At 70.9% G+C, this 23,897-nt stretch carries 24 protein-coding genes, 1 tRNA gene and 6 pseudogenes; 9 read left to right on the top strand and 22 right to left on the bottom strand.

Annotated features, from left to right (window positions below; all coding sequences use genetic code 11):
• Window positions 1–124: 124 nt before the first annotated feature.
• From ACIQ9G_RS01415 to ACIQ9G_RS01390, 6 genes are all read right to left on the bottom strand, one after another.
• On the bottom strand, window positions 125–391 hold the full coding sequence (locus ACIQ9G_RS01415) for a hypothetical protein (RefSeq protein ID WP_403604552.1): 267 nt from the start codon (window positions 389–391) through the stop codon (window positions 125–127).
• A gap of 75 nt (window positions 392–466) precedes the next feature.
• Window positions 467–973 carry a hypothetical protein gene (locus tag ACIQ9G_RS01410; RefSeq protein ID WP_403604549.1) on the bottom strand — a complete coding sequence of 169 codons (507 nt, stop codon included), beginning with the start codon at window positions 971–973 and terminating at the stop codon, window positions 467–469.
• Between the two features lie 325 nt (window positions 974–1,298).
• Window positions 1,299–2,666, bottom strand: coding sequence for a Cys-Gln thioester bond-forming surface protein (locus ACIQ9G_RS01405; RefSeq protein ID WP_403604546.1), 1,368 nt, complete (start codon window positions 2,664–2,666; stop codon window positions 1,299–1,301).
• Between the two features lie 335 nt (window positions 2,667–3,001).
• Window positions 3,002–3,466: a single-stranded DNA-binding protein gene (locus ACIQ9G_RS01400; RefSeq protein ID WP_403604543.1), complete on the bottom strand. Its 465-nt coding sequence runs from the start codon at window positions 3,464–3,466 to the stop codon at window positions 3,002–3,004.
• 450 nt (window positions 3,467–3,916) lie between these two features.
• Window positions 3,917–6,244 (bottom strand): GTPase, encoded by a 2,328-nt coding sequence (locus ACIQ9G_RS01395; RefSeq protein ID WP_403604540.1) that lies wholly within the window; start codon window positions 6,242–6,244, stop codon window positions 3,917–3,919.
• A 3-nt stretch (window positions 6,245–6,247) separates the two neighbouring features.
• Window positions 6,248–7,858, bottom strand: a complete 1,611-nt coding sequence (locus tag ACIQ9G_RS01390) for a dynamin family protein (RefSeq protein WP_403604537.1) — start codon at window positions 7,856–7,858, stop codon at window positions 6,248–6,250.
• A 320-nt stretch (window positions 7,859–8,178) separates the two neighbouring features.
• On the opposite strand from ACIQ9G_RS01390, the gene ACIQ9G_RS01385 reads away from it, so the two are divergent.
• A tRNA-Arg gene (locus ACIQ9G_RS01385) sits at window positions 8,179–8,254 on the top strand.
• A 164-nt stretch (window positions 8,255–8,418) separates the two neighbouring features.
• On the opposite strand, the gene ACIQ9G_RS01380 is transcribed toward ACIQ9G_RS01385, so the two are convergent.
• On the bottom strand, window positions 8,419–8,835 hold the full coding sequence (locus ACIQ9G_RS01380) for a site-specific integrase (protein WP_403604534.1): 417 nt from the start codon (window positions 8,833–8,835) through the stop codon (window positions 8,419–8,421).
• Here ACIQ9G_RS01380 and ACIQ9G_RS01375 point away from each other — a divergent pair.
• Window positions 8,830–9,309 (top strand): NUDIX domain-containing protein, encoded by a 480-nt coding sequence (locus ACIQ9G_RS01375; RefSeq protein ID WP_403604531.1) that lies wholly within the window; start codon window positions 8,830–8,832, stop codon window positions 9,307–9,309. The genes ACIQ9G_RS01380 and ACIQ9G_RS01375 overlap by 6 nt on opposite strands.
• An 85-nt stretch (window positions 9,310–9,394) precedes the next feature.
• Here the strand turns inward: ACIQ9G_RS01375 and ACIQ9G_RS01370 are convergent, their stop codons facing one another.
• Window positions 9,395–9,979, bottom strand: coding sequence for a hypothetical protein (locus ACIQ9G_RS01370; protein ID WP_403604528.1), 585 nt, complete (start codon window positions 9,977–9,979; stop codon window positions 9,395–9,397).
• A gap of 49 nt (window positions 9,980–10,028) precedes the next feature.
• Here ACIQ9G_RS01370 and ACIQ9G_RS01365 point away from each other — a divergent pair.
• Window positions 10,029–10,208, top strand: a pseudogene (locus ACIQ9G_RS01365) (NUDIX hydrolase); the annotation flags it as partial.
• Between the two features lie 218 nt (window positions 10,209–10,426).
• Here ACIQ9G_RS01365 and ACIQ9G_RS01360 read toward each other — a convergent pair.
• On the bottom strand, window positions 10,427–11,122 hold the full coding sequence (locus tag ACIQ9G_RS01360) for a DUF4190 domain-containing protein (protein ID WP_403604525.1): 696 nt from the start codon (window positions 11,120–11,122) through the stop codon (window positions 10,427–10,429).
• 236 nt (window positions 11,123–11,358) lie between these two features.
• On the opposite strand from ACIQ9G_RS01360, the pseudogene ACIQ9G_RS01355 reads away from it, so the two are divergent.
• Window positions 11,359–11,895, top strand: a pseudogene (locus tag ACIQ9G_RS01355) (transposase); the annotation flags it as partial.
• 1 nt (window position 11,896) lies between these two features.
• Window positions 11,897–12,019, top strand: a pseudogene (locus ACIQ9G_RS01350) (GntR family transcriptional regulator); the annotation flags it as partial.
• A 93-nt stretch (window positions 12,020–12,112) separates the two neighbouring features.
• Here ACIQ9G_RS01350 and ACIQ9G_RS01345 read toward each other — a convergent pair.
• A complete protein-coding gene (locus ACIQ9G_RS01345; protein ID WP_403604522.1) occupies window positions 12,113–13,600 on the bottom strand; it encodes an FG-GAP repeat protein in 1,488 nt (495 codons plus the stop codon).
• 1,341 nt (window positions 13,601–14,941) lie between these two features.
• On the opposite strand from ACIQ9G_RS01345, the gene ACIQ9G_RS01340 reads away from it, so the two are divergent.
• A complete protein-coding gene (locus tag ACIQ9G_RS01340) occupies window positions 14,942–15,130 on the top strand; it encodes a hypothetical protein (RefSeq protein WP_250399453.1) in 189 nt (62 codons plus the stop codon).
• A 256-nt stretch (window positions 15,131–15,386) separates the two neighbouring features.
• Here the strand turns inward: ACIQ9G_RS01340 and ACIQ9G_RS01335 are convergent, their stop codons facing one another.
• From ACIQ9G_RS01335 to ACIQ9G_RS01320, 4 genes and pseudogenes are all read right to left on the bottom strand, one after another.
• Window positions 15,387–15,797 carry an SRPBCC domain-containing protein gene (locus ACIQ9G_RS01335; protein ID WP_403604519.1) on the bottom strand — a complete coding sequence of 137 codons (411 nt, stop codon included), beginning with the start codon at window positions 15,795–15,797 and terminating at the stop codon, window positions 15,387–15,389.
• The gene (locus tag ACIQ9G_RS01330) at window positions 15,794–16,114 is read right to left on the bottom strand and encodes an ArsR/SmtB family transcription factor (RefSeq protein ID WP_403604516.1); all 321 of its coding nucleotides are present in this window, start codon (window positions 16,112–16,114) and stop codon (window positions 15,794–15,796) included. The genes ACIQ9G_RS01335 and ACIQ9G_RS01330 overlap by 4 nt, the downstream gene beginning before the upstream one ends.
• A 164-nt stretch (window positions 16,115–16,278) precedes the next feature.
• Window positions 16,279–16,536: pseudogene (locus tag ACIQ9G_RS01325) on the bottom strand (hypothetical protein); the annotation flags it as partial.
• Window positions 16,537–16,820: 284 nt separating this feature from the next.
• Window positions 16,821–17,036 carry a hypothetical protein gene (locus ACIQ9G_RS01320; protein ID WP_403604513.1) on the bottom strand — a complete coding sequence of 72 codons (216 nt, stop codon included), beginning with the start codon at window positions 17,034–17,036 and terminating at the stop codon, window positions 16,821–16,823.
• A 134-nt stretch (window positions 17,037–17,170) separates the two neighbouring features.
• On the opposite strand from ACIQ9G_RS01320, the gene ACIQ9G_RS01315 reads away from it, so the two are divergent.
• Together ACIQ9G_RS01315 and ACIQ9G_RS01310 are read left to right on the top strand one after the other, a co-directional pair.
• Window positions 17,171–17,692 (top strand): hypothetical protein, encoded by a 522-nt coding sequence (locus ACIQ9G_RS01315; RefSeq protein ID WP_403604511.1) that lies wholly within the window; start codon window positions 17,171–17,173, stop codon window positions 17,690–17,692.
• A 119-nt stretch (window positions 17,693–17,811) separates the two neighbouring features.
• On the top strand, window positions 17,812–18,111 hold the full coding sequence (locus ACIQ9G_RS01310) for a hypothetical protein (protein ID WP_403604508.1): 300 nt from the start codon (window positions 17,812–17,814) through the stop codon (window positions 18,109–18,111).
• 14 nt (window positions 18,112–18,125) lie between these two features.
• On the opposite strand, the gene ACIQ9G_RS01305 is transcribed toward ACIQ9G_RS01310, so the two are convergent.
• The 4 genes from ACIQ9G_RS01305 to ACIQ9G_RS01290 form a co-directional block, all read right to left on the bottom strand.
• Complete coding sequence (locus ACIQ9G_RS01305; RefSeq protein WP_403604505.1) at window positions 18,126–18,545, bottom strand: DUF6416 domain-containing protein; 420 nt, start codon at window positions 18,543–18,545, stop codon at window positions 18,126–18,128.
• 414 nt (window positions 18,546–18,959) lie between these two features.
• Window positions 18,960–19,475: a hypothetical protein gene (locus ACIQ9G_RS01300; RefSeq protein ID WP_403604502.1), complete on the bottom strand. Its 516-nt coding sequence runs from the start codon at window positions 19,473–19,475 to the stop codon at window positions 18,960–18,962.
• 98 nt (window positions 19,476–19,573) lie between these two features.
• Window positions 19,574–19,852 carry a hypothetical protein gene (locus ACIQ9G_RS01295; RefSeq protein ID WP_403604499.1) on the bottom strand — a complete coding sequence of 93 codons (279 nt, stop codon included), beginning with the start codon at window positions 19,850–19,852 and terminating at the stop codon, window positions 19,574–19,576.
• Window positions 19,853–20,090: 238 nt separating this feature from the next.
• The gene (locus ACIQ9G_RS01290; protein ID WP_402436052.1) at window positions 20,091–20,330 is read right to left on the bottom strand and encodes a chaplin; all 240 of its coding nucleotides are present in this window, start codon (window positions 20,328–20,330) and stop codon (window positions 20,091–20,093) included.
• Between the two features lie 385 nt (window positions 20,331–20,715).
• Between ACIQ9G_RS01290 and ACIQ9G_RS01285 the strand changes: the two are divergent.
• Window positions 20,716–21,123 (top strand): annotated as a pseudogene (locus tag ACIQ9G_RS01285) (glycosyltransferase); the annotation flags it as partial.
• A 259-nt stretch (window positions 21,124–21,382) separates the two neighbouring features.
• On the opposite strand, the gene ACIQ9G_RS01280 reads toward ACIQ9G_RS01285, so the two are convergent.
• The 4 genes and pseudogenes from ACIQ9G_RS01280 to ACIQ9G_RS01265 all read right to left on the bottom strand — a co-directional run.
• Complete coding sequence (locus tag ACIQ9G_RS01280; protein ID WP_403604495.1) at window positions 21,383–21,958, bottom strand: chaplin; 576 nt, start codon at window positions 21,956–21,958, stop codon at window positions 21,383–21,385.
• Window positions 21,959–22,073: 115 nt separating this feature from the next.
• Window positions 22,074–22,301: a chaplin gene (locus ACIQ9G_RS01275; RefSeq protein ID WP_403604492.1), complete on the bottom strand. Its 228-nt coding sequence runs from the start codon at window positions 22,299–22,301 to the stop codon at window positions 22,074–22,076.
• 253 nt (window positions 22,302–22,554) lie between these two features.
• Window positions 22,555–22,824: a hypothetical protein gene (locus ACIQ9G_RS01270; RefSeq protein ID WP_403604489.1), complete on the bottom strand. Its 270-nt coding sequence runs from the start codon at window positions 22,822–22,824 to the stop codon at window positions 22,555–22,557.
• Window positions 22,825–23,061: 237 nt separating this feature from the next.
• Window positions 23,062–23,890 (bottom strand): annotated as a pseudogene (locus tag ACIQ9G_RS01265) (AMP-binding protein); the annotation flags it as partial.
• Between the last annotated feature and the right edge of the window lie 7 nt (window positions 23,891–23,897).

Genomic DNA, 23,897 nt, shown 5'->3' with positions numbered 1-23,897 from the left:
TTGGGGAGGGACTGTGGGAGCCAAGACGGGCCTGCTCGTATGCGCCGACGGCGAGGTGCCGGACCTAGGGGACCACCAGGAAACGCGGCCTGTTGAAGATCCCGATCAGGATGATCAGCAGCCATCAGAGCATCATCCCGCCGACTGCCACCGCCGAAATCCGCAACCAATGCTCGGCCGGTTTCTGGGTCCGCGTGATTGCGAGTCCTACGACCAGCGCGATCATCATGACGGCCATCAGAACGAAGTTGGCCGCAACGACCACGACGCCACGTGTGAGGACCCATCCCGGCGCCCCTCTCACACTGAACGATTGCGCGGCATCGGGAGCGGCCTCGGGATGCCCCCAGAGCCGGAGGGCCAACACGACGTACCGGACAGCCAGCGCCACCAACAGGGCCGGCGCACCTATTTCGGGCCGTGCCGTGGACGGCCCGGCCTTCTCACCGGGCGGGGGCAGGGTCAGTCAGCGGTCGAGGTCGATCGTGAAGCGCCTCGTGCCCGTACCGATCGTGTCGGCGTGGACCGAGCCACGAGCCCGGTCGAATACCCCGGTGCCGCCGGTGATCGCGTTGTCGAACGAAGGGGGAGGGCCCGGGTTGAGAATGCCGAAGACCATCCCCTGCACGGTGAGTTGGCCGCCCGGGAGGTTGTAGTTCACGACACACTCCTCCGCTCCTCCTTTGTCGACCCGGGTGGTGACGCAGGTGCCGCCGGTGTCGCCGACCTGGTTGCCGAGCTGGTCGAAGAGGTCCGAGCGGAAGACGGTCCGATCGCCCTGGGCGGGGCTGCCGCCGGGGTTGACGGGGAAGCGCGTCTGCTGCGCGAGATGGCCGATGAGTGTGATGACCCGGTCTCCGCCCGTGGCGTGGGCGAAATCGGTGCCCGCCGCGGTGGCCGCGACAGGGGCGCAGGCGAGAAGGGTGACCAGCGCAGTGGCCGTGCCGAGACAGGCTGCCCTGATGGGGCGCATCGTGTGGCTCCTGAGGTTGATATTCATGAATGGTCAGATGACACATTCATAACCTCGGCTCTGCCGCCGCCCGGTACGTCCCGGCGCGACCCACCGTCAGATCCGACCAGTCGGACCAACCCGGGACGAGAGACGGCCCGGCCGGCCGCGCACTACGAAGATCGCGACCTACAGCTGGAGTATTGAGACAGACGTCAAGCACCACGCGACGCCAGCCCTGAACTGCCTGCCGGGGGGCGAGTCCCGGTACACCGGTGACACCCCGTTCGAGGTCGTCCGCGCGAAGGGCCCGTCGCGCCACGGCAGGTGACGCGGCGGGCGCCGCTCAGTCCTGGGCCGGGGCCTTCTTCTTGCGGACGATACTCAGGGCCGTGGCGCCCAGGATCAGCAGGCTGAGGCCCAGGGCGGCGATCACGGGTGTGGTGCTGGTGCCGCCCGTGTCGGCGAGGTTGGTGCCGCCGGCGGTACCGCCCACGGTCGCGGGGCTCGGTTCGCTGAGCGTCTGCGTGGCAGTGCCGCCCGCGGCGCCCTGGGTCCGGCAGTCGAGGACACCCGTGAAGCGCTGCCCGAGCCCGTTGGGTCCCTTGATCGTGAAGTCGTAGGCCTGGTCCTCCTGCAACGGGATCAGGACCTTCTGCGACGCCCCCGCGGCGATGCTGTGCTCGACGCCCATCAGCTCGAAGGCGAACGCCTCGTCGCCCTTGTTGGCCGCGGTGATGTCCACGCCGCCCTTGACGCAGTCCTTCGCCGCGGACAGCGCGGGTATCGCGCCCCCGCCGGCCCAGGTGGCACTCGCGGTGGCCGCCACCGTCGACTCGCTGGAGCCGGCCAGGATCTGGGTCTGGCTGCGGCTGTCGGAGGTGAGGACACGGCCGACCGGCACGGTCGTCGAGGCCTGCACGGTCAGCTCCGCGGATCCCGCCCCGTCGCCCGACCCGTGGGCGGTGTCCCCGGGGGTCTCCTCGGGCACGTCGAAGAAGATCTGGCTGCCGTTCGTGGCGGAGGTGACCGGCTTGCCGTCCTTGCCGACGATCCGCACGCCACTGGCGGCGGCGTCCGCCGGAGGCGTGATCGTGACGGCGTTCGCGTTGGTGTGGACCGTCACCGGGCCGAGCCGGCCGCCGGGGTGGCCGGAGACGGCGGGCGGGTCGAGCGTCAGCGAGGCCGCGGGCTCGGGCAGGTCGCGTGCGCTCTTGTCCAGGTAGTCCGCGAGCTTCTCCGCCTGCGGGTCGAGCGCGTCGACGCGCGCGCCGTCGGAGTGGCGCCAGATGGCGACCTGGGTGCCGGCCGCCGCGTCCTGCTCGGTGAGGTTGGTGACGCCCGCCTTGGCGGCGAGTGCCGCGAGGTCGTTCACCTGCGGGTAGGAGTGCTGCAGAATCCAGCGGATCTTCCCGGCGCCCTTGTTGGTGCCGAGCGAGGAGCCGCTCCACGGCGTCTCGTGGTACTTGGCGTCCCGCTGCGTGGGGTTGTGCAGGTCGACGCAGTACGTCTGCAGCATGCCGCCACCGTCGACGAACATCTCGAACAGGCCCGCGGAGACCTGGTAGTCGCCGCCTTCGTCATGGACGACCGCGGTGCCGTAGGTCTTCAGGCCGCCCATGGTGGCGGTCGCGCCGCCCTGGCTCTGCGGTGCCGTACCCGCGGCGGCCGGGCCGGCGGCGGTCAGCACGCCGGCGGCGACGAGCCCGGACATCAGGGTCGCGGCGGCGAGACGCGCCGCCCCCCGCCTGCGCGCGGTCGGCGCAGAGAACGAAGCACACACAGAATTCCCCTTCGAGCAGGACCCGTTGACGTGGGGGGCACGGTCCCACCTGCAGAATCTTCAGGCCCCGAGGACCATGTCCGGCATCCTAGAGATCACCCGCAGCGCCACCCCCCGTCATATGGTCGGATGACTGATCCGAATCGGAATCGTTATCGCCAACACCCTTTGCAAGCAGGGCACATCGGCCGGGCCGCCGGAGCTTTCCCGAGCGCACTCGTCGACGAGGCGCGGTTCGGCCCGGGAGCCTCAGCACCTCTCCGACGTCACGTCACGGCCGCCGGTTCCGCCTGCGGCCGGTCCTCGGCGGCCGCCGGTGTCTCCCATGCCGGCTCGGGCGGCTGCTGGGGCGAGGCCGTCGGGCCCGGCTCGGGCCTGCCCGAGCGACGGAAGGCGGACGTGCCGCGCGCGAGGTCGTGGCCGATCGACACCGCGTCGATGTCGGCCGAGGTCCGGTTCTGACCGTCCCGGGTCTCCACGCGCACCTTGAGCCGGCCCTGCACGACGACCGGGTCGCCCACGTTCAGCGAGGCCATCGCGTTCGTGGCGAGCTGGCGGTTGGCCCACACCGTGAAGAAATTGGTGTGCCCGTCCGTCCATGTGCTCTTCTCGCGGTCCCAGTAGCGCGAGGTCACCGCGAGCCGGAACCTCGTCGCCGCGCCCGACGCCGGCTCCCGGTACACCGGCTGTGTGGCCACGTTTCCCACCGCGCAGACCATCGTCTCGTTCATCGTGAGTCCCTCCCTCGCCCGGCCGCTCGCCGGGCCGACACGCGTACGGGCCCGTCCCGTACGGCTGCGTCCGCCGCGCCGACCGCGTCCGTCGCGATCGCCGCGCCACCAGACTGCCTCCGCCGGGACGAGCCCGCTGAGCCCTGTGGACCGTCACCTGCCTGTGGAAAACTCCGCCACCCGTACGGGGACGACCGGCCCACGGCCCCCTCGTCCCCGTACGTGCACGTGTACGCCGTCCCGTCCCCTCCGTACTTCGCAGACCTCGCACGTCGAACACCTCGTGCGTGGAAGGCCTCGTACGCCGAACACCTCGTGCATGGAAGGTCCCGTACGCCGAACACCTCGTGCGTGGATGACCTCGTATGCCGAAGACCTCGTATGCCGAAGACCTCGTATGCCGAAGACCTCGTATGTCGAAGGCCTTGTACTTCTACCGCCCCCGCTGGCTCATCCCGCCCCCGACCCCAACACCCGTACGTACTGCTCCCGCACTTCCCGGTACCGCAACAGCTCCGCCGCCACGGGGTCCAGCACCCGGGCCCGTCCGCACCCCGCCGCCGCCTCGCGCAACCGGCGTTCCGCCTCCTGGCCGTACCGCCGGGCCGGGCCGCGCGCCGCCATCCGGCAGCTCCACTCGACGAGCGGACCGCCGGCGATGCCCGCGAGCATGAGCAGCACAGGCACGCCCAGGTTCGGCGCCATGACACCGGCGATCTGGCACACCAGCCACAGGCCGCCCAGAATCTGAAGGAGCGTCATGGCCGCCTGCCCGAGCACCGCCGCCGGCCACCAGCCCGGCCGCGGCGGCCGCCCCGGGGGCAGCCCGGCCCGGGTCGCCAGCTCGTCCAGCGCCTCGGGCAGCCCCTGGGCCCCGCGTACGGCGGCCTCCCGCACCGCCAGAGCCCAGGGCGCCGGCAGACCGGTCGCGGCCTGGTCGGCCACCGTACGCACCGCCTGTTCGACGCGCTGCCGGGCCGTGGCCTCCTCGTCCGGCTGCGTGCGCACCGCGTGGCGTCCGGTGGCGGGCTCGCGCAGGGCGTGGCACCAGCGCCACAGCCGGAGCCAGGGGGTGCCGCAGGCGCGGTTGGCGTTGCGCAGCCAGGCCCGTTCGGCGGCGTCGCCCGCGGCGGTGGCACCGACGGCGTCCGCCAGCCGCGCCGCGAACTCCTCGCGTGCCTCCTCGCTGAGCCCGGCGCGCCGCCGCGCGGCGTAGACGGGCCGCAACCGCTCGGCCGCCGCGTCCACATCGGCGGAGATCCGCCGGGCCGCGGCCCCGCGCTCCGCCACGAACTGGCCGATCGCCTCCCGCAGTTCCCCGACTCCGTCCCCGGTGAGCGCGGACAGCGCCAGCACCGTCGCGCCCGGCTCGCCGTACTCCCCGAGGGCGATCCCGTCCTCGTCCAGGAGGCGCCGCAGATCGTCGAGGACCTGGTCGGCGGCCTCCCCGGGCAGCCGGTCGATCTGGTTGAGGACGACGAACATGATCTCCGCGTGGCCCGCCATGGGCCGCAGGTAGCGCTCGTGCAGGACGGCGTCGGCGTACTTCTCCGGGTCGACGACCCAGATCACGGCGTCGACGAGCCCGAGGATACGGTCCACGTGCTCACGGTGCTGCACGGCGGCAGAGTCGTGGTCGGGCAGGTCGACCAGGACGAGACCGCGCAGCTGCGGGTCGGCGTCCGGGCTCTGCACCGGGCGTCTGCGCAGCCGCCCCGGGATGCCGAGCCGGTCGATGAGGGTCGCCGCGCCGTCGCTCCAGCTGCAAACGATGGGGGCGGCGGTGGTCGGCCGCCGTACGCCGGTCTCCGAGATGGCCACCCCGGCGAGCGCGTTGAACAGCTGCGACTTGCCGCTGCCGGTGGCGCCCGCGATGGCCACGACGGTGTGCTGCCCGGACAGCCGCCGCCGCGCCGCCGCCTCGTCGAGGACGCGGCCGGCCTCGGCCAGCGTGCGGCTGTCGAGCCGGGTGCGGGACAGGCCGACCAGTTCGCGCAGCGCGTCCAGCCGCGACCGCAACGGGCCGTCGTACGCGAGCGGGGGCACCGGCAGCGGGCCGGGTACCCGGGTCTCCGCGGCGGGCACGTGCTCGGGGGCGGTGCTCTCCGTCACGCGCCGCGCGATGAGGCCGTCGTCCCAGACGTCGGTGGGCTCCGTACGGCCGGAGGCGGAGTCGTCGTCCTGCCCGCGCGCGTGACCGTCGGCGTGCGGCCCGTGCTGTCCCGCGCGCGTGTGCTCGTCACCCCCCGCCGAGTCGTCCGTCGTACGGGAGAGCCCGGCACCGCCCGGCGGACCGCACGCGGGACGGGCGGGTCCTGCGCCGCCCACAGCCTCCCTCCGCGCACGCGCGTGCCCGTCGCCGTCCTTCAGGTCGCGCGGGTCGTGCAGGCCGTGTGGGTCGTGCGGGTCGTGGTGCACGCGCGCGGGGGCGTCCTTGGCTCGTGCTCGGGGCTGCTCGGTCTCCGGCCCGCCCGTCCCCGGGGCGCCCGTTCCCGAGGCGGCCGTCCCCGGGGCGCCCGTTCCCGAGGCGGCCGTTCCCGGGGCGCCCGCTCCCGAGGCGGCCGTTCCCGGGGCGCCCGCTCCAGAGTCGTCGGCCGACGCGGCCCGCGTGGCCCGCGTCGCGTCGCGTCCTCCCGCGCTCGGCGCCCGTTGCCCGGGCGGGCCGCTTCCGATGCCACTGGCACCTCCGGTGTCCCCGGCGCCCTTCGTGTCCTCGGAAACCAAGCCCTCCGTCCGATCGGCGTGCTCCCTGCGGTCCTGGTCAGTGACGGCGGCCACCGGTCATCTCTCCTTCAGCAGTACGGACAGCGCGGCAATGAGTTCGGCCTGGGGTTCCGGGTGCACCTCCAGGACGTCGAGCGGGGCCAGCCGCCGCTCGCGTTCGGTGTGCATCACGCGGTCCAGGTGGTCGGTGAGCAGCCGTGCGGCGCGCTCGCGCAGCCGCAGCGCGCCGTGGGCGCCGATCCGCTCGGCGAGGCCCTCGCCGGCGGTGCGCGCCCGGCGGCCGCCCAGCAGGCCGGCGGCGACGAGGGCGGCGACGGCCTCGGGATCCGGTGCGGGGCTCCGGTCGTGTCCGCGCACCTCGTCCTCGGCGACCTCCTCGAGCTCCCGCCGCCACCGCCGTACGGCCATCCCGATGCGGTGCTCGGCGTTCTGCAGGGAGGAGTCGGGGTCGGAGAGGCCGGGCGCGCCCGCCGCCGGCTCGCGGCGCCAGGCGTCGTCGACGCGTTCGTCGGCGGCGGTGACGGCGCACATCAGGAGGGAGCTGAGGCTCTCCACGAGGGCGTCGAGCAGTTCGCTCGCGGTGCAGTCGAGGGGGAAGGCCCGCCACCGCTTCAGGGCGTCCCCGGCGAGCACGGCCCCGGCCCGCAACCGCCCCCGCACACGCGCGTACTCGGTGTCGTACGCGCTGTCGACGGCGGAGGTGAGCCGCAGGGCGGCCGCGTACTGGGCGGCGGACGCACCGGCCAGCTCGGGCAGGCGGGCCTTCAGCGAGTCCAGGAGTCCGTGGGCGGTGCGGTCCATGGTGTGCTGCCGGGCCACGGGGTCCTGGGCCTGGTGGACCAGCCAGGTGCGCAGCGACGCCACGGCGGAGGCGGGCAGCAGCCCCCCGCCCCAGACCGACTCGGGCAGCTCGGGCACGGTGAACCGCGGCACGTCCCCGAGCCCGGCCTTGGTGAGCAGCGCCCCGTACTGCCGGGAGACCTCGGAGACGACCTGGTGCGGCACCCGGTCCAGCACGGTGACGAGCGTGGCGTCGTACTCCTTGGCGGTGCGCAGCAGATGCCAGGGGACGGCGTCGGCGTACCGGGCGGCCGTGGTGACCATGACCCAGATGTCGGCGGCGCAGACGAGCTCCGCGGCGAGGACGCGGTTCTCGGCCAGCAGCGAGTCGATGTCGGGGGCGTCGAGGAGCGCGAGGCCCGGCGGCAGGGTGTCGACGGTCTCCACGCGCAGGACGCGGGTGGTGTCGTCCTCCGCCGGCGTCGGCGGGTCCTCCCCGGGGTCCTGCCGGGGCAGCCACACGCGCGCGAGGTCGGGCAGGATCCTCACTCCACTGAACCAGTGGTGATCCTCCGGATGGCAGACGAGCACCGGGGTCCGGGTCGTCGGGCGCAGCACTCCGGCCTCAGAGACCCGTCTGCCCACGAGGGAGTTGACGAGGGTCGACTTGCCCGCGCCGGTGGAACCCCCGACAACCGCCAGCAAGGGCGCTTCGGGGTGTCTCAACCGGGGCACCAAGTAGTCGTCGAGCTGGGCGAGCAGTTCGTCGCGGTTGGCACGCGCGCGTGGAGCCCCGGGGAGGGGCAGCGGAAAGCGTGCGGCGGCGACACGGTCGCGCAGGGCGGAGAGTGCGTCGAGCAGCTGAGGCCGTACGTCCAAGGTCACCACATGGGAAGAATGCCCAATTTTAGGGGAATTCTGAAGCATATGAGCATGTCTGCGCGCCGACCGAACACAACGGACGGAAGGGATGACTGGGACGCGGGTACAGTCCAGGCATAACGAGTGCACAACACCCGGTGCGCCAGACGCCAAAAGCGGTGCACGATTCGTACCTGCCTGCGATTATCAGGACCGCTTCACCGAACCTCCACATTGAGCCACGGAGGCGAAGCAACAGGGACAAGGAGCGGGGAGCCCTATCCTTGTCCCCGGCGACGTCACGGATCAGCCCGCACTCGGGCACCACGACAGAGGCCACCACACCGGCCCCCGTAGCTCAGTGGATAGAGCAGGCGCCTTCTAAGCGCTTGGCCGCAGGTTCGAGTCCTGCCGGGGGCGCCACCCGCCACCAGCAAGAACGCCCCGGAGGGGATCTTCCCTCCAGGGCGTTTCGTGTCTCTGACGGCAACGCTGACGGCAACGACCCCGTCACTCGTCGGCCAGCAGCCCCCCGAGCCGATCCAGGGCGGCCCGCTTCTCCGTCATGTGGGCGTGCGCGTAGATGTTCATGGTCCGTCCAGCGCACTGTGTCCTACGATGTCGCGGACGATGTGCGGCGGGATACCGAGGCCCAGCAGCAGCGTCACGCAGGTGTGCCGCAGGTCGTGGAAGCGCACCTCCAGGCCCAGCCGCTCACGGATCGGGTAGAAGTGCCGGTTCAGGTTCCGCGGCTCGATCGGAGTCCCCCGCCTGGTGGTGAAGACCAAGCCGGTTTCCTGCCACTGCTCCCCCGCCGCCCGACGCTCTTCGGCCTGGCGCGCACGGTGCCGGCGGAGGGCGTCGGCACATACGGCCGGAAGCGGTACCGGCCGCTCTGAGCGGCGCGTCTTGGGCGCCGTCAGCGTCAGCTCTCCGTTGACCCGTTGAAGGGCCGTACGGATCTCCAGAGATCCACCGCTCAGGTCAATGTCCGACCAGTGCATACCAAGCAGTTCACCCCGTCGGAGCCCCAGGTACAGCGCGAGCACGTAGGCCGCGCTGTTGATGCCGGCGGACGCGCCCTCACGGTGGAGCCCACGTACAAGGACCACTGGGACATTCCCGGGGGCTACGTCGAGACCGGCGAATCACCGCTCCACGCTGCCGCCCGCGAGGTCCAGGAGGAACTCGGCATCACGACCGCGCTCGGCCGCCTCCTGGCCGTCGACTGGGCACCGAACGCCACCGAAGGCGACAAGGTGCTCTTCGACGGGGGCCAGCTCGCCCCCGAGGCCGTAGAGCGGATCCGCCCGCAGGCAGACGAGCTGAAGGCCGTCAGGTTCGTACCCCCGCACGAGAGCCCAGACCGCACCATCCCACGACTGGCCCGCCGGATCCTGGCAGCGATCGAGGCCCGGGCCAAGAGCGCCCCGGTGTACCTCGAGCACGGCCAGGCGCCAGGTGACGCGGCGGCGTAGCGGGAGCGCGGGCAAGTGCAACGGGAGCCCACAACACTCGGCTCAGTCGCCGGACTCACCGTGCGGGGAGACGGCAGAATGGGCCTCAGGTGCAGACGATGGGGCAGCCGCGCCGGATCGAGTGCTGGGCAGCGCGCAGAAACAGTGCCACGTAGAAGGCTGTGCCCAGGTCCGTGCTCCACAATCCCGTTCGAGTAGTGGCCAGCCCCTTTGCTTGGTTCCTGAACCACATACTCAGGTCGAGGTTGTCGCATGTCGCTGGGGCCTCGGACGGCAGTTCGATGGCTGCCGCCAGCTTCTCCGCAAGCGGTAGCACCTGGGGAGCACCGACGACCATGGTCGACTCGCAGTAGCCGGAGTCGACAGGCAACCAGATCTCCTCATCGAGCGAGACGGGCACGAGCACGGTCCAGCCGCAAAGGATCTCCGATTCCTCTGGTGACAAGTGCGTCTGACACAAGGCGAGGAACCCGGCCATGGAGGGGGTCAGCTTCTCCTCGAAGGCTTGGCCTGAGCCAGCTGCGAAGTCCGTCTCCGGGGGGACGTCCTCGTAGGGCGGCAGGCCCCGCCGCCGGAGTTCAGCGTTGAGCGCTGACGCAACTTCCCCCCACCCGTCTTCCTCCTCACCGAACCATTCCTCCGCGTCGACGCTCACCAGGTACACACCCATGTGGGGAAGTTACAGCGCGCCTCTGACAACGATCCGTGGGCCAACCAGCTGCAAGCCAGCGGTCGGCACGGAGCGCACGTCCAGTGAGTCGGCTGCCGTCGGCTGGTTCACGCCCGACGAGATCCGCCGGCACATGTCCGAGATCTTCGCGATCAAAGTCCTGGATGCCTTGGAGGGCGACGGGCCACACGTACGGAGCCACGACGGCAGGCAACCTCATCCCAGCGGGATAAGACTTTCCCTACGTTCATCAAGGCGGCTCGCTCCGCTCCCCGCGCACGGCCCGGCCCCCGGCTGGGCCTGCGCTCATGTCTCCGCCCCGCTCCAGCCCGGCCGGCGCCCGTGCCGCGCTGCGACTCCATGGTCTCCATGATGCAGCGAGCCCCGCCGCTGCGGGGTGCGCGGCGAGGCCTCGGGGTGGTGGTCAGCGTCGCGCGACGTCAGCGATCAGAAGTCAGTTCGGGACGCTTTGATGGTCTTGCACTCGAGCTTCTTGGCGTCCTTGATCTCGTCCGCGTTCACCAGCGCACCAGCGTCCTTGTCGGTGAACTTCTGGCCCGGGGCGAGGTTCTCGGCGGTTGACATGAAGTCGTTGACCTTCTTGCCGTCGGCCAGGACCTCGCCCTCAACGAGGTACGAGTATCGGCGGTCGCCGTTGTTGGCGTAGTCGACGTGGATGGCCATCTCCTTGATGCCGAGGTCGCCGGTGACCACGTCGCACTTAGTGACCTTGAAGTCCTTCATGACCTCGGACTCCTTGGCGCCGCCGGTCTTGGACTTACCGTCGCCGACGGTGGTGGAGTCGTACGACTTGTCCAGCTCCTTACCGGCCTTGTCGACGGCGGAGAAGAACAGGGCGTTCATGGCGAAGAACATGATGATCGCTACGGCCGACGTGACGAGGCCGGTGATGCCGGCGCCCTTGCCCTTGAGGACCTTGCCCGCCTTGGAGAGGCCGATGGCGCCGAAGATGATGCCAAGGATCGCGAGCGGCCAGACGACCACGTTGAGGACAGGGATGAAGCTGACTACGACGGCGATGATGCCGAGGACGAGTGCGGTGGTGGCCAGGCCGTTGCTGCCGGGCTGCTGGGGCTCGCCGTAGCCGGGCTGCTGGGGCTGGGGCGGGTACTGCTGGCTCATGGTCCCCCCTGGGGCTTGGGTTGTGACTTGCTTGCGTGTGACTTGTGGAGCTGCTGTGTGGTTGCCTCGATCTGGTGTTATTCACCTGATCGTTATGAACTGCCGGGGGCTGCGAGGCCGGGCCCCGCTGCCTGTCAGTGAGTGAGCTTGCGGGTGGGCGTCAGAGAGGCCGTTTCCGGGGGCACTTAATGGTCCCTACGACGGCTATCCCGTGGTGCGCCGGGAGAGCGTCGAGCGCGCAGCCGGCCGCCGACCTCGCACTTCTAACCGCTCACCGCACCGACCTGGTCACCGACCGAGTGCGAACGGTCAACCGGCTCCGCGACGTGCTCCCCGGCATGTTCCCCGCCCTGGAGCGAGCCTTCGACAACTCGGCCCGCAAGGGCGCACTGGTGCTGCTGACCGGCTACCAGACCCCGGCCGCCCTGCGCCGACGCGGCCTGGCCCGCCTGACCTCTTGGCTGGTCAATCGAGGCGTCCGCGACGCGGACAGCGTGGCCGCCACGGCCATGGAAGCCGCCCAGCAGACCGCCCTGCCCGGCGAAGACGCCGCCGCACAGATCGTCCCCGACCTGGCCACTCAGATCCTGGCCCTGGACGACCGACTCAAGCGCATCGACCGGTAGATCCGCGACGCCTTCCGCACCCACCCACAAGCCGAGATCATCGAGTCACTGCCCGGCATGGGCCCCATCCTCGGAGCCGAGTTCGTCGTCGCCTCGGGCGACATGACCGCCTACACCGACGCCGGCCACCTGGCCTCAGCCGCCGGAAGCCCTCGTCACGCACATCCGGCGGACGCACTACAGCGACGACGGGCGGCCCGTGGAGACGGCGGACATCGTGGTGCCCGCCGCTCATTGCGAGATCGTCTACGAGATCCCGATCAACCGTTAGCTTGAGTGTTGCTGACGCCGCGCCAGGCAAGGGGAAGCCCCGGCGGAACATGTCCGCCGGGGCTGTTGCCCGGGACAGGGCGTGGGCTGTGCGTCAGCGGGCGAAGCCGTAGCCGAACCAGGCGTCGGTGACGGGCGCGCCGACGTCGGCGGGCCCGAAGGCGACCGAGCCGGAGGCGGTCGGGCCGGTGCTGGTGGAGCGGAAGGCCCAGACGGCGCCGTCGTAGGTGTTCTCGCCGTGCGCGGCGACGTACAGCTCGGCACGGCCGTCGTGGTTGGTGTCGGCCAGTGCGGTGTGCCCGCCGAAGAGGTCGCCCTTCTCGGCGGTGCCGGGCACACCCGTGGTGTTCTGGCTGAAGGACACGGCTCCGCTGCCGGTGAGGCCGGACGCTCCGCCGCGCAGCACGGCCACGCCGCCCGCCTCGGCGACCGTGCCGATGTCCTCACCCGGGGAGCCGACGGCCACGTCCGCGTACCCGTCGCCGTTGGTGTCCCCGACGGAGATGCCCAGGCCGAAGTCGTCGCCATACTCGGACACTCCGGGCACGCCCACCGTGTCCTGGTTGATCACCGTCGTACGGGAGGTGTCGGGCCCGCTCGCCGAGCCGTACACCACGCCGACCTGCCCGCCGAGGAGCGCCGGTTCGACGGATCGCTCACCTTGGCCGTCGACGGGGCGCCCGACGACCAGGTCGGCGTACCCGTCCTTGTTCACATCGCCGATGCCGAGGCTGGAGCCGCCGGGCATGTTGGTGCCGTCGGACCGCTTCAGGACGACGGGGTCGCTCAGCCCCTGCTTGGTGCCGTGGAGGTAGGCGATGCGATAGGCGGCGCCCGGCGGCCCCTCCTCGGTGGGGGTGTGGACGAGCCCGACGAGGTCGGTGATGCCGTCGTGGTCGACGTCCCCGGCGGCGACGTCGTCGATGACGAAGCCGGCGTCTTCGTAGCTGAGGTCGAAGGCGATGTCCGCGGACGCCGCGGCGCCGGCGGTGCGGGTGAACGGACCGCTCAGCAGGCGGTTGTCCGTGGCCACGTCGGGGTGACCGTCACCGTTGAAGTCGCCGACGGTGACATGCCGGGGCGCGATCAGGCCGAGCGTGCCGCCAGTCGCCACGACCTTGCCGCCGGACAGCCCCGCCTTCCCGCCCCAGACGACGGTCACGGTGCCCGCGTCATCCACGGTCCCGATGTCCTCGCCGCTCGCACCGACGACCAGGTCCGTGTACCCGTCGCCGTCCAGGTCGCCGAGGGACAGGCCCCAGCCGAACCAGTCGCCGGTCTCGGCGGCGCCGGGTATGCCGGCCGTGTTCTGGCTGATGACCTGCCGGTGTTTGATGTCCAGCCCCTGCGAGGAGCCGTACACGACGCTCACGTACCCGGCACGGGCGTACCCGCCGACCGTGCCCCAGGGGGCGGCGACGGCGAGGTCCGTGTAGCCGTCGGCGTTGAAGTCGGCGCGCACGCTCGTCGCCCCGGCGCTCGCCGTACCGGCCGCGTGCGCGCTCACCGGGCCGACAACGGCTCCGGCGACGGCCACGGCGGCCAGGAGTCCGAGGCGGGAACGAAACTTGCGTCTTCTCATGTGGAACCCAACTCCCGCGCTGAAAGTGCAGCTGCCCGACGGAGAAGTCAAGATCCTCACTCCGCCGCCAGTACGACTCCCGTGGTGGTGGCAGGGTTGCCCTGAAAGACGGCGGGAGTTCCTGAATCGGTTACAGCAGCTGCTGCTCGCAGGGCGACTGACATGCGCCGTGCGAGGTTCAAAAGGCGTGCGCCCCGCCGACGACAGACGGTCGTCGGCGAGGCGCCACAACGAGAGCACCGGCCCCCAGGTCATGGGCGATGAGGTCACTCGCCGAGTCGAGCAGCCAGGAACACCGCTGCCACCGGTGGGGCGGACCGCGTACCTTGCGCCCGTACTCCCCTCAGGGGCCGTTCCGCCTTTGCGGCCACCTCTCGAACGAGGTCCGGAACAGAGGCGCCAGCTGCAGCGACCACGCGACCGAAGACGCCATATTCCCGTGACAAGGAACCTATGAGACTGCGCAGTTGCGTCTCTACGTCCACCTGACCATGCTCGCACTCCGATCCTTGCCCTACGCCGCGACGGCAATGACGGCAGCGCTGACGGCAACGGCGGCGGACAGCCGCGGCACGGGGCAGCCCGGCACGGTGGCGGCACGAGACGATCTGACCGGCCCACCACGGCGTGCCCGCATCTTCCAAGCGCTTGGCCGCAGGTTCGAGTCCTGCCGGGGGCGCCACTGGGGGCCCTCCCCTCGGGAGGGCTTTTTCGCTGGTCAGAACGGGTAACGCTCGACACGACGAAGCCCCGGACACCCCCTTGACGATCAAGGGCGGGCCCGGGGCTGTCCGGCTGTCACCGGGTTTTCGCGGGTGGCTGTGTCGAATACGTGTCGAAGTTCTCGGCCAGGGCTCAGCCGGCACCCGGCATCTGTGGCAGGTCGCCCGCGACTTCCAGTCGCCGCTTCAGATCCGGCAGCTGACCGTCGATGCAGCGGGCGTATGTGGCCAGGAGCACGGCGACGCTGTTGCCGGCCCACTCCGCCACTTGCGCGGGCGGGATGCCGTCGTTGAGCCACTTCGTCAGCCGCGCCGTGCGGCGCTACATGGCGCGGGCGGTAGCCCGGGCCCAGGCCGCCACATCGCAGGCAGCCCAGACTCCTCCCTGTGAGTCCTCGACTGAACTTGTCAGTTCAACCATTTGCGGCCCGTGGACCGGCAATCTCCTTAAGAACGGGACCGCGAGGTGGCCGCGCGCAGCACCGCCCACTGGGGCCTGTCTGACGGGTCGCATCACCGATCCCCGGCACCCGACAGCCCAACATGACGTGTCGCCCACATGGATGAACAATTGGCTGAGTAGTGTCCCAACCGAGGCAATCCGTGAAAGGCGAACCAAATGCGTATTCGACGAATCCTCGCCGCCGTCATAGCCACGGCAGCCCTCGCCGGACTCGGCCTCACAGGCGCCGCCACTGCCACCGCCGCCAGCCTCACCCCGGGTGAGTGCGAGCAGGGCGGCGGAACGGTCAATTGGGCGACCAACACCTGCAGTGGCGGTATGTACGACGGGCAGATGGTCGACTAAACCCCACTAGGCGCCCCGCAGCCACGCGTTGCGGGGCGCTACGACTCCAACTCCATGGAAGGCATCCGAACGCGTCGCCCGCCAATTTCAGCAAAGCGTCGGCATCCTTGGGTGAATGCGAACAGCTTGACTTGGCCTGCGGATCACCCGATGTCCAGCCCTTCGGCCTGGTGGGAAGAGCTGATGACGAAGTGGTCGAAACCCGGCTACATCCACAGGTGACATCAATAGCAAGGATGCTCGGGTCGTGTGCGCGTCAGGCGAACTCGCCCAGGACCGCGTCGAGGCGCTCCAAGACGTGGGGCCAGCCCTTCCCCATGCCCTCGTATGCCTGTCGGCCCAGCGGGGAGTCGAGGTCGAAGCCGGCGTGGGTGAGGACGAGCCGGGTGCCCTCGCCCTGCGGGTGGAGCGTCCAGGTGATGGTGGTGTCGAGGGTCCCCTCGGCGAACCGGTACGCGAGGAGGCGCTCGTGCTCGACCGCCGTCACCTCGCAAGGCTGGTGGCCGAAGTTGCCCATGTCGAGGGTGAAGCGGTGCCCGACGACCGGCTTGACGTCGCCTGCGGCCCACCAGCGGGCGTGCAGGTCGGGGTCGGTCAGGGCCCTCCATACCGCCGCTGGAGAGTGGGTCAGGAACTTCTCGCAGGTGATGGTGTCGGGCTGGGTCATCTCTCGTTTCCTTCTTCTTCGTCCAGGAGATCGGACAGTGCGTCCATGCGCTGTCTCCAGTAGTGCTCGAACGGGTGCAGCCACTCACTCACCTCGGCCAGCCGGGCCGGTTCGAGGTGGTAGAAGCGGTGCCGGCCACGTGGCTCCTCACGCACCAGTCCAGCGGTCCGGAGCACCGCCAGGTGCTCGGAGACCGCAGGCCTCCCGAGCTCGAACAAGCCGGCCAGCTCCCCCGTGGAACGAGGCCCCTCACGCAGGCTTTCCAGCAGTCTGCGGCGCACTGGATTGGCCAGCACGCCGAACACGTCGGTAGGCATGACCCGAGTATGCGTCGGAAGAATCCGACGCGTCAAGAATCTCCGACGCGTTGTGCCGGCAGGCACCTCATCTCAGCGGGGGAAGAGGTTCCTCACGTTCATCAAGCCCCGGTTGCGGTCCGCTCCGCCGGGCGCGCTTCCCGGCTCCGCCGCGGGTGCCGCCCCTGCGGCGGTCCGAGGCGTGGGGCCACAGCCTCGTTCGCGTCCTCCGTCCAGGTCGAGGCCCACACGAGCTGGCAGCCCAGGGCCATGAGGCGCGGCCCTATCGCCGGGTCGATCCGCTCAAGCAGCGGGTTTCCCTGATCGACAGGCGCCGCGGATTCGGAACCAGTGGCGTGTATGTAGCCGGGCGACGACCCGAACGGGATGAGCGGACCGTCAACGTCGAGGAAGAGGGCGGGGCGCTGCGCTGCGCGTGTCACGGCGGCAAAATTGCCCCGCGTGGTGGGGGAGTGCTGCCGGGTCGTCTGTTCGCCGCCACGGTGCCAACGACAGTGACGGCGATGTTGACGGCAACGACGATGGACGTCAGCGGCGCTGGGCGGCCCGGCACGGTAGCGGCAAGGCGCCGACGGGCCGGCGCTGCCGGGCGCGCGGGTGTGTTCGTACGGCCCGCTGATCCCGCACCGGGCCAGCGGCCGGACCGGCGGACGCGGCCATGAGACGAGGGAGAACCCCGTCGTGGCCGGCGGTCCGCTCCGCGATCTCAGCGCGCTACGGTCACCAGCCCCAGCACCACGAACACGACTCCAAGGAACCCGAATTGCATTCTCATGCGTTCAAGGCTCTTCCAGGGCGTTCCCCATCGGGTCCTGTAACGCTGCGAGAACGTCACATCTGCCCAGTCCCATACCCACACGTCCACGCCGCGGTAACCGCAGGCCACCACGATGAGAGCGCTGCCCGCGATCAGTGCGAGCACCCCGCGGAGAACCACGCCTTTTCCTCCCCCTGCGCCATGAACAGCGTCGCCATCGCGGGATTGTCGCAGAGCCGCCGCCCAGTCCTCGAAGCCCACCTGGCGCGGCCATCAGGGGATGGCCCAAGCTGGCCCGCATGGATTGGTTGCCACTGCTCTCCACCCTGGCCGGGGCCGCGATCGGCATCGTCGCCACTCTCGTCGCCGATCGAAATCGGTGGAAGCACGAGGATGTCAAAGAAGCGCTCCGTCTGCGGCTCGACATCTACACGCAGTACACCACCACCGTGAAGGTCCTCGGTGAGAGCCTGCGGGCCTTGGCCGAGCGAGAGCACCCTTCCGACGACGAGCGGGCGCTCGCGCTGCGCGAAGCCTTTCGGGATTCAGGCATAGCCAGCGCATCGGAACGGATGTGGCTCATCGCGCCCCAACCCGTCGTCAAGGCCTCCAACAGCGTGTTCCACTGCCTGCGACGCATCTGCGACGGCTACATCGACGGCACTGCTGTCAGCAGTCCAGAGGATCGCACCCGCTGGGAGGCACGCGGCCAAGCAGCCGCCAAGATGCGCAAGCTCATGCGTGAAGATCTCGGCGTCGGCCCACTCACCGAACGCCACAGCCCCCTTCTCAACGACTACAACGACCCTCCCGCGCAGTAATCGTGACCGTGGCACCGACGTCGTGAGATGGCACAGCCGGCCTGGCGCCGTGACGGATGACGTCGGTTGCCGTCCTCAGCACGCGGTGCCACGATCGGGTACCTGGGCGAGGGGGGTCGATGTTCCACGTCGTTTCACTGGTCGCGGTGGCGGCTGTCGTGGTGCTCTATGCCGTGGCGGGTGTCCTGGCCATCACGACCGGCCGGGCCGTGCCATGGCAGCGGGGGTACATCCTGCGGCCGCGGGTGTGGGGCTACGGAGCCCTGTTGTTCGGCGCGGGGTTGGCGCTGTGCCGCTGTGGCGGCACGGTACGCGACCTCACCACGTCCGGCGTCGTCTTCGCCTGCGGCTTGCTCATGCTGATCTGCGGTGGGGTGTTGCAGTACGTCGGCCGGCGCGCCGGCCGCCTTCGCGTATGACGGCTGCACGGCGCTCACGCTCCTGAAGGACGCCGTCCGAGCTGAGCGGCCAGGAACACCGCTGCCACCGAGGGGCGGACCGCGTACGTTGCGCCGACGCTCCCCTCGGGAGCCTCCCACCAGTAGAACGGAAACCGCCGCCCACTATTGCTGTACGCCTTGCTCATCCCGGACAGCACGCCTGCCACGCGCCGCGCCGGATCGCCCTCGTTCGGCCCGCCCAGGGCCTTGTCCACCAGCTCCGTGCAGTGGATCCTCCGGCCAGGGTGGCGCAGCAGATACTCGAACACCCGCCCGGCCTGCGGCGCGAGTTCGGCCAAGAACGTTGCGGCGCGCTCCAAGTCCTCCGGGCCCCATTCCGGGGCACCGTGGTGTCCCTCTCCGCCTGAGTGCTCAGCCCATCGCGGATCGACCTCAGTCAAATACGCCGTCATGCCCGCCTCCGCATCTCTTGAGTGCCATCATTCCGTCCGATGCGAGGGCTGCGACGGTCAGGGCGCTGACGCCGGTGTCCAGGGTCGGCTGCGTGACGGGCGCGAAGGCGGGACTGTGGTTGACCGGGACGTCTCGGGCGATGCCTCCCACGGTCACCGCCGGACGCCACATGCCGTTCGCGCCGGACGCCCCACGCCGTCGCCGCCGTACGCCTCACGGCGTCAACACCGGACGCCTCACGCCGTCACCCACGCGCCGCGAGGACGGTGAGCGGCGCAGGTCACCGGGTGGGCCGCCCCGTGGCGGCCATTACCGGACGGCCGTCGCGGTGCGCGCCATTACCCGGCGGGCCTCCCGGTGGCCGCCGTTACCAGGGGGCCGCCGTTACCGGACGGGCCTCGCGGTGGGCGCCGTTACCGGCCCGTCCCCGCCGTCAGGGCGGCCGCGGGGTCGGTCCGCAGCACGGGGGCGAGAATGCCGATCTCCGGCTGCTTCAGGTCCGGCAGGTGGGAGCCGGCCGGGTTCGGCGCGGTCAGCGGGGCGTCCAGGGACAGGCCGGGCGTCAGCGTGCGCAGGGGCGTGGCGGGCGCGGCGACGCCGACGTGGTCGAAGCCGTCACCGAGCACGTGGGCCAGCGGGGCCCGCGCGCCCAGGCCGGGCAGGCCGCCGTTGACCGGCACCTGCGGTACCGTCCGCTCCGGCAGCAGCCGTCCGGTGACGAAGCGCGGGGCCTCCGGCCTGTCGGCCGCGGGGAGCGGGATCTCTCCGCCGACCTCGGGCAGTTCCGTGCCGAGAGCCTTCTCCGCACCGTTCAGCGGCACGGTCACGGGCACCGTGCCCGCCGCGGCCGCGGGGGTCGCCGCGGCTCCCACTGCGGCCGCGACGCCCGTGATGACGGCGGCGAGGGTTCGTCGGGTGGTCGACTTCATCTCAGCTACGGTCCCTTTCAGGTACACAGAGGTCGATCGTCGGGAGTTCGGGGCCGGGCGTCCGGAGCTCGGGGCCCGGCGCGCGCCGGCGGGCTGTCTCAGCCCTTCAGGGGCAGGCCGCCGAGGAGCGAGTTGCGGTTCAGGTCGGTGGTGGTGCCCTTCACGGTGCTGAGCACCGAGCCCTTGTTCTCGGTGTCGAGCGCGTCCGACTGGTGCTTCAGCGGCATCACGTCGATGGGGCCCTTGGCGAGCGTGCTCACGCCGTCGTTGAGGCTGGTGGGTGTGAGGTCGGCGGGGCCCTGGGCGAACGCGGGCGCGGCGGCGCCGGCGACCACCAGGGACCCGGCGATGACGGCGGCGGCCTTCAAGGACTTCATCGTGTTCCTTTCCTCGGCGACGTGCGTCACCGGAGTGTCTTCGTCGCCGTGCCTAACGAGCCCTCCGGGGGACGGAAACCCCGGGGCGCCGGATTGCCGAGTCGTCATACGAAGACGTCATATGACTTCGTATGAGGTGGCGGCCGCGGCCATGAGCCGGACCGGGTGCGGAAACGCGGCCGGCCGCCCTCCCACGGTGGCCCCGAGGAGGACGGCCGGCTCAGCGGACGCGCGGACGTCAGGTGTTGGCGCAGGCGTTGCCAGCGGCCGGGTTCAGCAGGCCGATGACGTTGACCGTGTTGCCGCAGACGTTGACCGGGACGTGGATCGGGGCCTGGATCACGTTGCCCGACAGCACGCCCGGGGACTGCGCGGCGGCTCCGGTCGCCCCGCTGTCGGCGGAGGCGAGGCCGGCACCGCCGGCGACGGCCGCGGCGGCGACGGAGGTAAGGACCAGGCCCTTCGCGATACGCGACATCGAGAGGTACTCCTTGGGGTTGACGCAAAACACCTGGGCGGATGCCCGGCGCTTAGTCAACGGCTGGCGTGCCGGGGAGTTGTGCCGCCAAAGGGGTGATCTCGACCAGGGGGCGCCTCCGTGCCGGCACTCCGAATCCCGCGGTCAGCGCGCCGGGGGCGGCTCCCCCGGCGCGCCAACCGGCGTAGACGAACCGCCTCGGCCACGAATCCGCCGCGTACGCCCCGGAACGGCCCCGCCGCGGGGGTGACCGACCGGCCGTACGGCTCGTTTCGCAGCGGGGCACGGCATGGGCCGGCGCCCACTCCGCCGCCGACGCCCGGCAGTGAGACACGTCCCCGCCCGTACGAAGTGCTATCACGAGCACGGAAATCCGCGCCCACACCTGTCACCCACCAACTCCGGCCCGCGGGCCCTGCGTCTCACCCAGCCCGTGACGGCGGGGTCGCGCGCGTCGTGACGGACCCGGTGCGGGCTCAGCCCGCGGACGGCCTGGACGTCGCCGAGGCCTGTCCCGGCGGTGACCTCGCCGCCCGGCTCCGGGCGCTCGGTGCGACGTACGGCCCTGGTAGGCCACGCGATCGCCGGGTCCGTCGCTCGCTCGGGAGGTACGGGATCTGGCCCGGGTGGTCCGCGCGGTGCGCCCCGATCCGGTGCACGCGCACAGCGCGAAGGCCGGACTCGCCGGACGGCTCGCGGTGCGCGGACGCGTCCCGACCGTGTCCAGCCGCACGCCTGGCCGTTCGAGGCGGTCGACGGAATCACCGCGGCCCTCGCGCGCGCGTGGGAACGTCCCGTACCGCCATCGCGGACATTATTGACGGACAGTCATAAAAAAGCAGGCGCGGGAGAGGAGACGTCACCACCGCCGCTACGGCCTTCGGGTGCCGGGATTCCCCGCTCGGGGGATCGGGCCCGAGGACCGTGCCGAAGAGGAGGTGGGCGGCAGGCAGCTGTCGCCGGCGCGCTTGCGGACATGGCTGTGGGCCCCGGGTGCCGGATCGTGCGGGGCCGGCACCCGGGGCCCACGGTCTGTCCCGGTGGGACGCTGCCTAGCGGCGCGCGGTGGACCGGGCGCGGCGGTACAGGACCGCGCCGCCCGCGATGAGGGCCGCGCTGGCGGCCGAGGTGGCCAGCAGGGCGCCGGTGCCGGTCTGGGCCAGCTCGGGCGCGTGCGGCTGCATGTGCTCGACCGGAGGCATGGCCGCGCCACGCGGGGGCGTCGGACCGGGCTCCTGGTCGCCGTGCCCCGGAGGAGTCGAGTGCTTGTCGGTCGGGGCGGGCAGCGTGTGGTACTCCCCGGCGGGCGGCTGCTCGTCGCCGGAGCCGGGTTCCGGGGTACTGCGGACCGGCGGGGTGGGCGTGTCCGTCGTCGCCGTCGCGTCCGCTTGGTTGGCGCACGAGTTGCCGAACGCCGGGTTCAGGCCCGCGACGACGTCCACGGTGTTGCCGCAGACGTTCACCGGCACGTCGACGGGGGCCTGCACGGTGTTGCCGGACAGGACGCCCGGCGAGCCCGAGGAGCTGCCGTTCGCGTACGTGTCCGCCAGGGCGGGGTTGGCGTACAGGGACAGCACGCTCGTCGCGGCGGCCGCCACGAACACTCCCCTGCTCAGGGTCTGTCGCACTATCGTTGATCTTCCTACTTGAAGAACGTGGAGAAGTGGGAAAGCCGGCCTTGGCCGGGGTGAGACGGTCCAAGGCCGGCTGCGGCACAGCCGGGACGGCTGGTGCGTGACGAGGTCAGCCGTTGACGCAGGCGTTGCCGAACGTGGGGTTCAGCAGGGCGATGACGTCGACCGTGTTGCCGCACACGTTGACCGGGACGTGCACCGGAACCTGGATGACGTTGCCCGACAGGACACCCGGGGAGTTGGCCGCGGAACCGTCGGCACCCGCGTCGGCGAAAGCGGGGGCAGCCATACCCAGGGCCATGATGGTGCCCGTGACGACGGCGAAGCTCTTCTTCATGAATGTTCCCTTCTTCGGGGTCATGCCCCCATTCCGGCCGGAACCGGATGAGCACGACCTGAAAATTCGCAGCACTGAACGAGGGTTGTACGAAATAGGAACTGATGGAACGTAACGCGGCGGGCTATTCACTCGATCGCATCCGTCCGTCACACGTTTCACCCTCGACCGGAGTGCCGAAAACACTTTTTTGGAAAAGGCCCGGGAAGTCCGCGAAAGCAGCGGCGGTCGGCCCAGGCCGGTCTCAATCGGCTCAGCCCTGCTCGCCGTTGGCCGACAGGCCCGACAGCTTCTCCAGGGCGCGGGACAGCGCACTGTCCCGCATTGTTCCCTGAACCGGTGAGAGCTGCGGGCTCAAGTTTGCGTTCGCCGCCGAGTTGCCGAACGACGACGTGGCGCCGGTACCGTTCGTCACCGCCGGTCCGTTGTCGTTGCCGATGGCAAGCGCCGATGGAGCGGCCGCCACCGCCATTCCGACGACAGAAGCGGCGGCCGCGGCGGCGACCATTGCCTTCCTGAGCACTTCGCGTTCCTTTCCTCGTGGCGACGCATGCCCTACGCCTCGTTCAACACGGCATCCGGGGTTTGGTTTCGGGGGTTCACCCGGTTGGCCCGCACGCCCCTCGGAACGCCGGAAAATCACCGGGTCGGGAAAACACACAACCAGCCCGCGACATCCACCGGCGGGGTGAACGGCGGAAGCCACGCACGATCCGCGCAGTCGACCAGAACGCGGACGGTCCGGCGACCGCGGCCCGGTTCAGCGGGAGTGGAGCGCCTCGATCTCCGTCGCGTATGCCGTCACCGCGGCGTGCCGTTTTACCTTCAGGGACGGCGTGAGCAGCCCGTTCTCCTCGCTGCACTCGCCCCGACCAGGGTGAAGGCGCGGATCGGCTCGGCGCGGGAGACGGCCCGGTTGGCGTGGTCCACGGCCTTCCGGACGTCGGCGCGCAGCCGCGGATCCCGGACGACCTCGGACATGGGGGTGCCGGCGGGCAGCCCGCGGACCGAGAGCCAGTGTGCGACGGACTCCGGGTCGAGGGTGATCAGGGCGGCGACGAAGGGGCGGTTGTCGCCGACGACGAGGCACTGCCCGACCGGCGGCCGGCTGCGCAGCCGGTCCTCCAGGACGGCCGGGGAGACGTTCTTGCCGCCGGAGGTGACGAGGATGTCCTTCTTGCGGCCGGTGATGGCGAGGATGTCCTTCTTGCGGCCGGTGAGGGCGAGGTGGCCCTCGTCGTCGAGGGAACCGAGGTCCCCGGTGGCGAACCAGCCGTCGTCGAGCACCGCGTCCGTGGCCGCCGGGTTGTTCAGGTACGCGCCGAAGACCACCGGGCCCTTGACGAGCACCTCGCCGTCGTCGGCGATCCGGACCGCCGTGCCGGGGACCGGGAGCCCGACCGTGCCGGGGCGTGGCCGCAGCGGCGGGACGACGGTGGCCGCGGCCGTCGTCTCGGTCAGGCCGTAGCCCTCGTAGACGACGATGCCGGCGGCGAGGAGGAAGAGGTTGAGGTCGCGTCCAGCGGGGAGCCGCCGCTGATCGCGTAGCGCATCCGACCGCCGAGCTCCTTGCGGACGCGCCGGTGGACCGCCCAT

Origin of the sequence: Streptomyces sp. NPDC096152 (assembly GCF_044763235.1) — a bacterium.
In the GTDB taxonomy this organism is placed as follows: Bacteria; Actinomycetota; Actinomycetes; order Streptomycetales; family Streptomycetaceae; genus Streptomyces.
Note: the sequence above shows the minus strand (reverse complement) of the source record. Positions and strands in the feature narration are given on the sequence as shown.

Excerpts from the sequence above, each read along its gene's own strand:
- ACIQ9G_RS01290 (WP_402436052.1), bottom strand. The coding sequence starts at position 20,330 with ATGTCGCGTATCGCGAAGGGCCTGGTCCTTACCTCCGTCGCCGCCGCG.
- ACIQ9G_RS01305 (WP_403604505.1), bottom strand. The coding sequence starts at position 18,545 with ATGACGGCGTATTTGACTGAGGTCGATCCGCGATGGGCTGAGCACTCA.
- ACIQ9G_RS01335 (WP_403604519.1), bottom strand. The coding sequence starts at position 15,797 with ATGACCCAGCCCGACACCATCACCTGCGAGAAGTTCCTGACCCACTCT.
- ACIQ9G_RS01310 (WP_403604508.1), top strand. The coding sequence starts at position 17,812 with ATGTTCCACGTCGTTTCACTGGTCGCGGTGGCGGCTGTCGTGGTGCTC.
- ACIQ9G_RS01275 (WP_403604492.1), bottom strand. The coding sequence starts at position 22,301 with ATGAAGAAGAGCTTCGCCGTCGTCACGGGCACCATCATGGCCCTGGGT.
- ACIQ9G_RS01360 (WP_403604525.1), bottom strand. The coding sequence starts at position 11,122 with ATGAGCCAGCAGTACCCGCCCCAGCCCCAGCAGCCCGGCTACGGCGAG.
- ACIQ9G_RS01300 (WP_403604502.1), bottom strand. The coding sequence starts at position 19,475 with ATGAAGTCGACCACCCGACGAACCCTCGCCGCCGTCATCACGGGCGTC.
- ACIQ9G_RS01330 (WP_403604516.1), bottom strand. The coding sequence starts at position 16,114 with ATGCCTACCGACGTGTTCGGCGTGCTGGCCAATCCAGTGCGCCGCAGA.
- ACIQ9G_RS01340 (WP_250399453.1), top strand. The coding sequence starts at position 14,942 with ATGCGTATTCGACGAATCCTCGCCGCCGTCATAGCCACGGCAGCCCTC.
- ACIQ9G_RS01405 (WP_403604546.1), bottom strand. The coding sequence starts at position 2,666 with ATGTCCGGGCTCGTCGCCGCCGGCGTGCTGACCGCCGCCGGCCCGGCC.
- ACIQ9G_RS01380 (WP_403604534.1), bottom strand. The coding sequence starts at position 8,835 with ATGCACTGGTCGGACATTGACCTGAGCGGTGGATCTCTGGAGATCCGT.
- ACIQ9G_RS01295 (WP_403604499.1), bottom strand. The coding sequence starts at position 19,852 with ATGAAGTCCTTGAAGGCCGCCGCCGTCATCGCCGGGTCCCTGGTGGTC.
- ACIQ9G_RS01370 (WP_403604528.1), bottom strand. The coding sequence starts at position 9,979 with ATGGGTGTGTACCTGGTGAGCGTCGACGCGGAGGAATGGTTCGGTGAG.
- ACIQ9G_RS01345 (WP_403604522.1), bottom strand. The coding sequence starts at position 13,600 with ATGAGAAGACGCAAGTTTCGTTCCCGCCTCGGACTCCTGGCCGCCGTG.
- ACIQ9G_RS01315 (WP_403604511.1), top strand. The coding sequence starts at position 17,171 with ATGGATTGGTTGCCACTGCTCTCCACCCTGGCCGGGGCCGCGATCGGC.
- ACIQ9G_RS01410 (WP_403604549.1), bottom strand. The coding sequence starts at position 973 with ATGCGCCCCATCAGGGCAGCCTGTCTCGGCACGGCCACTGCGCTGGTC.
- ACIQ9G_RS01400 (WP_403604543.1), bottom strand. The coding sequence starts at position 3,466 with ATGAACGAGACGATGGTCTGCGCGGTGGGAAACGTGGCCACACAGCCG.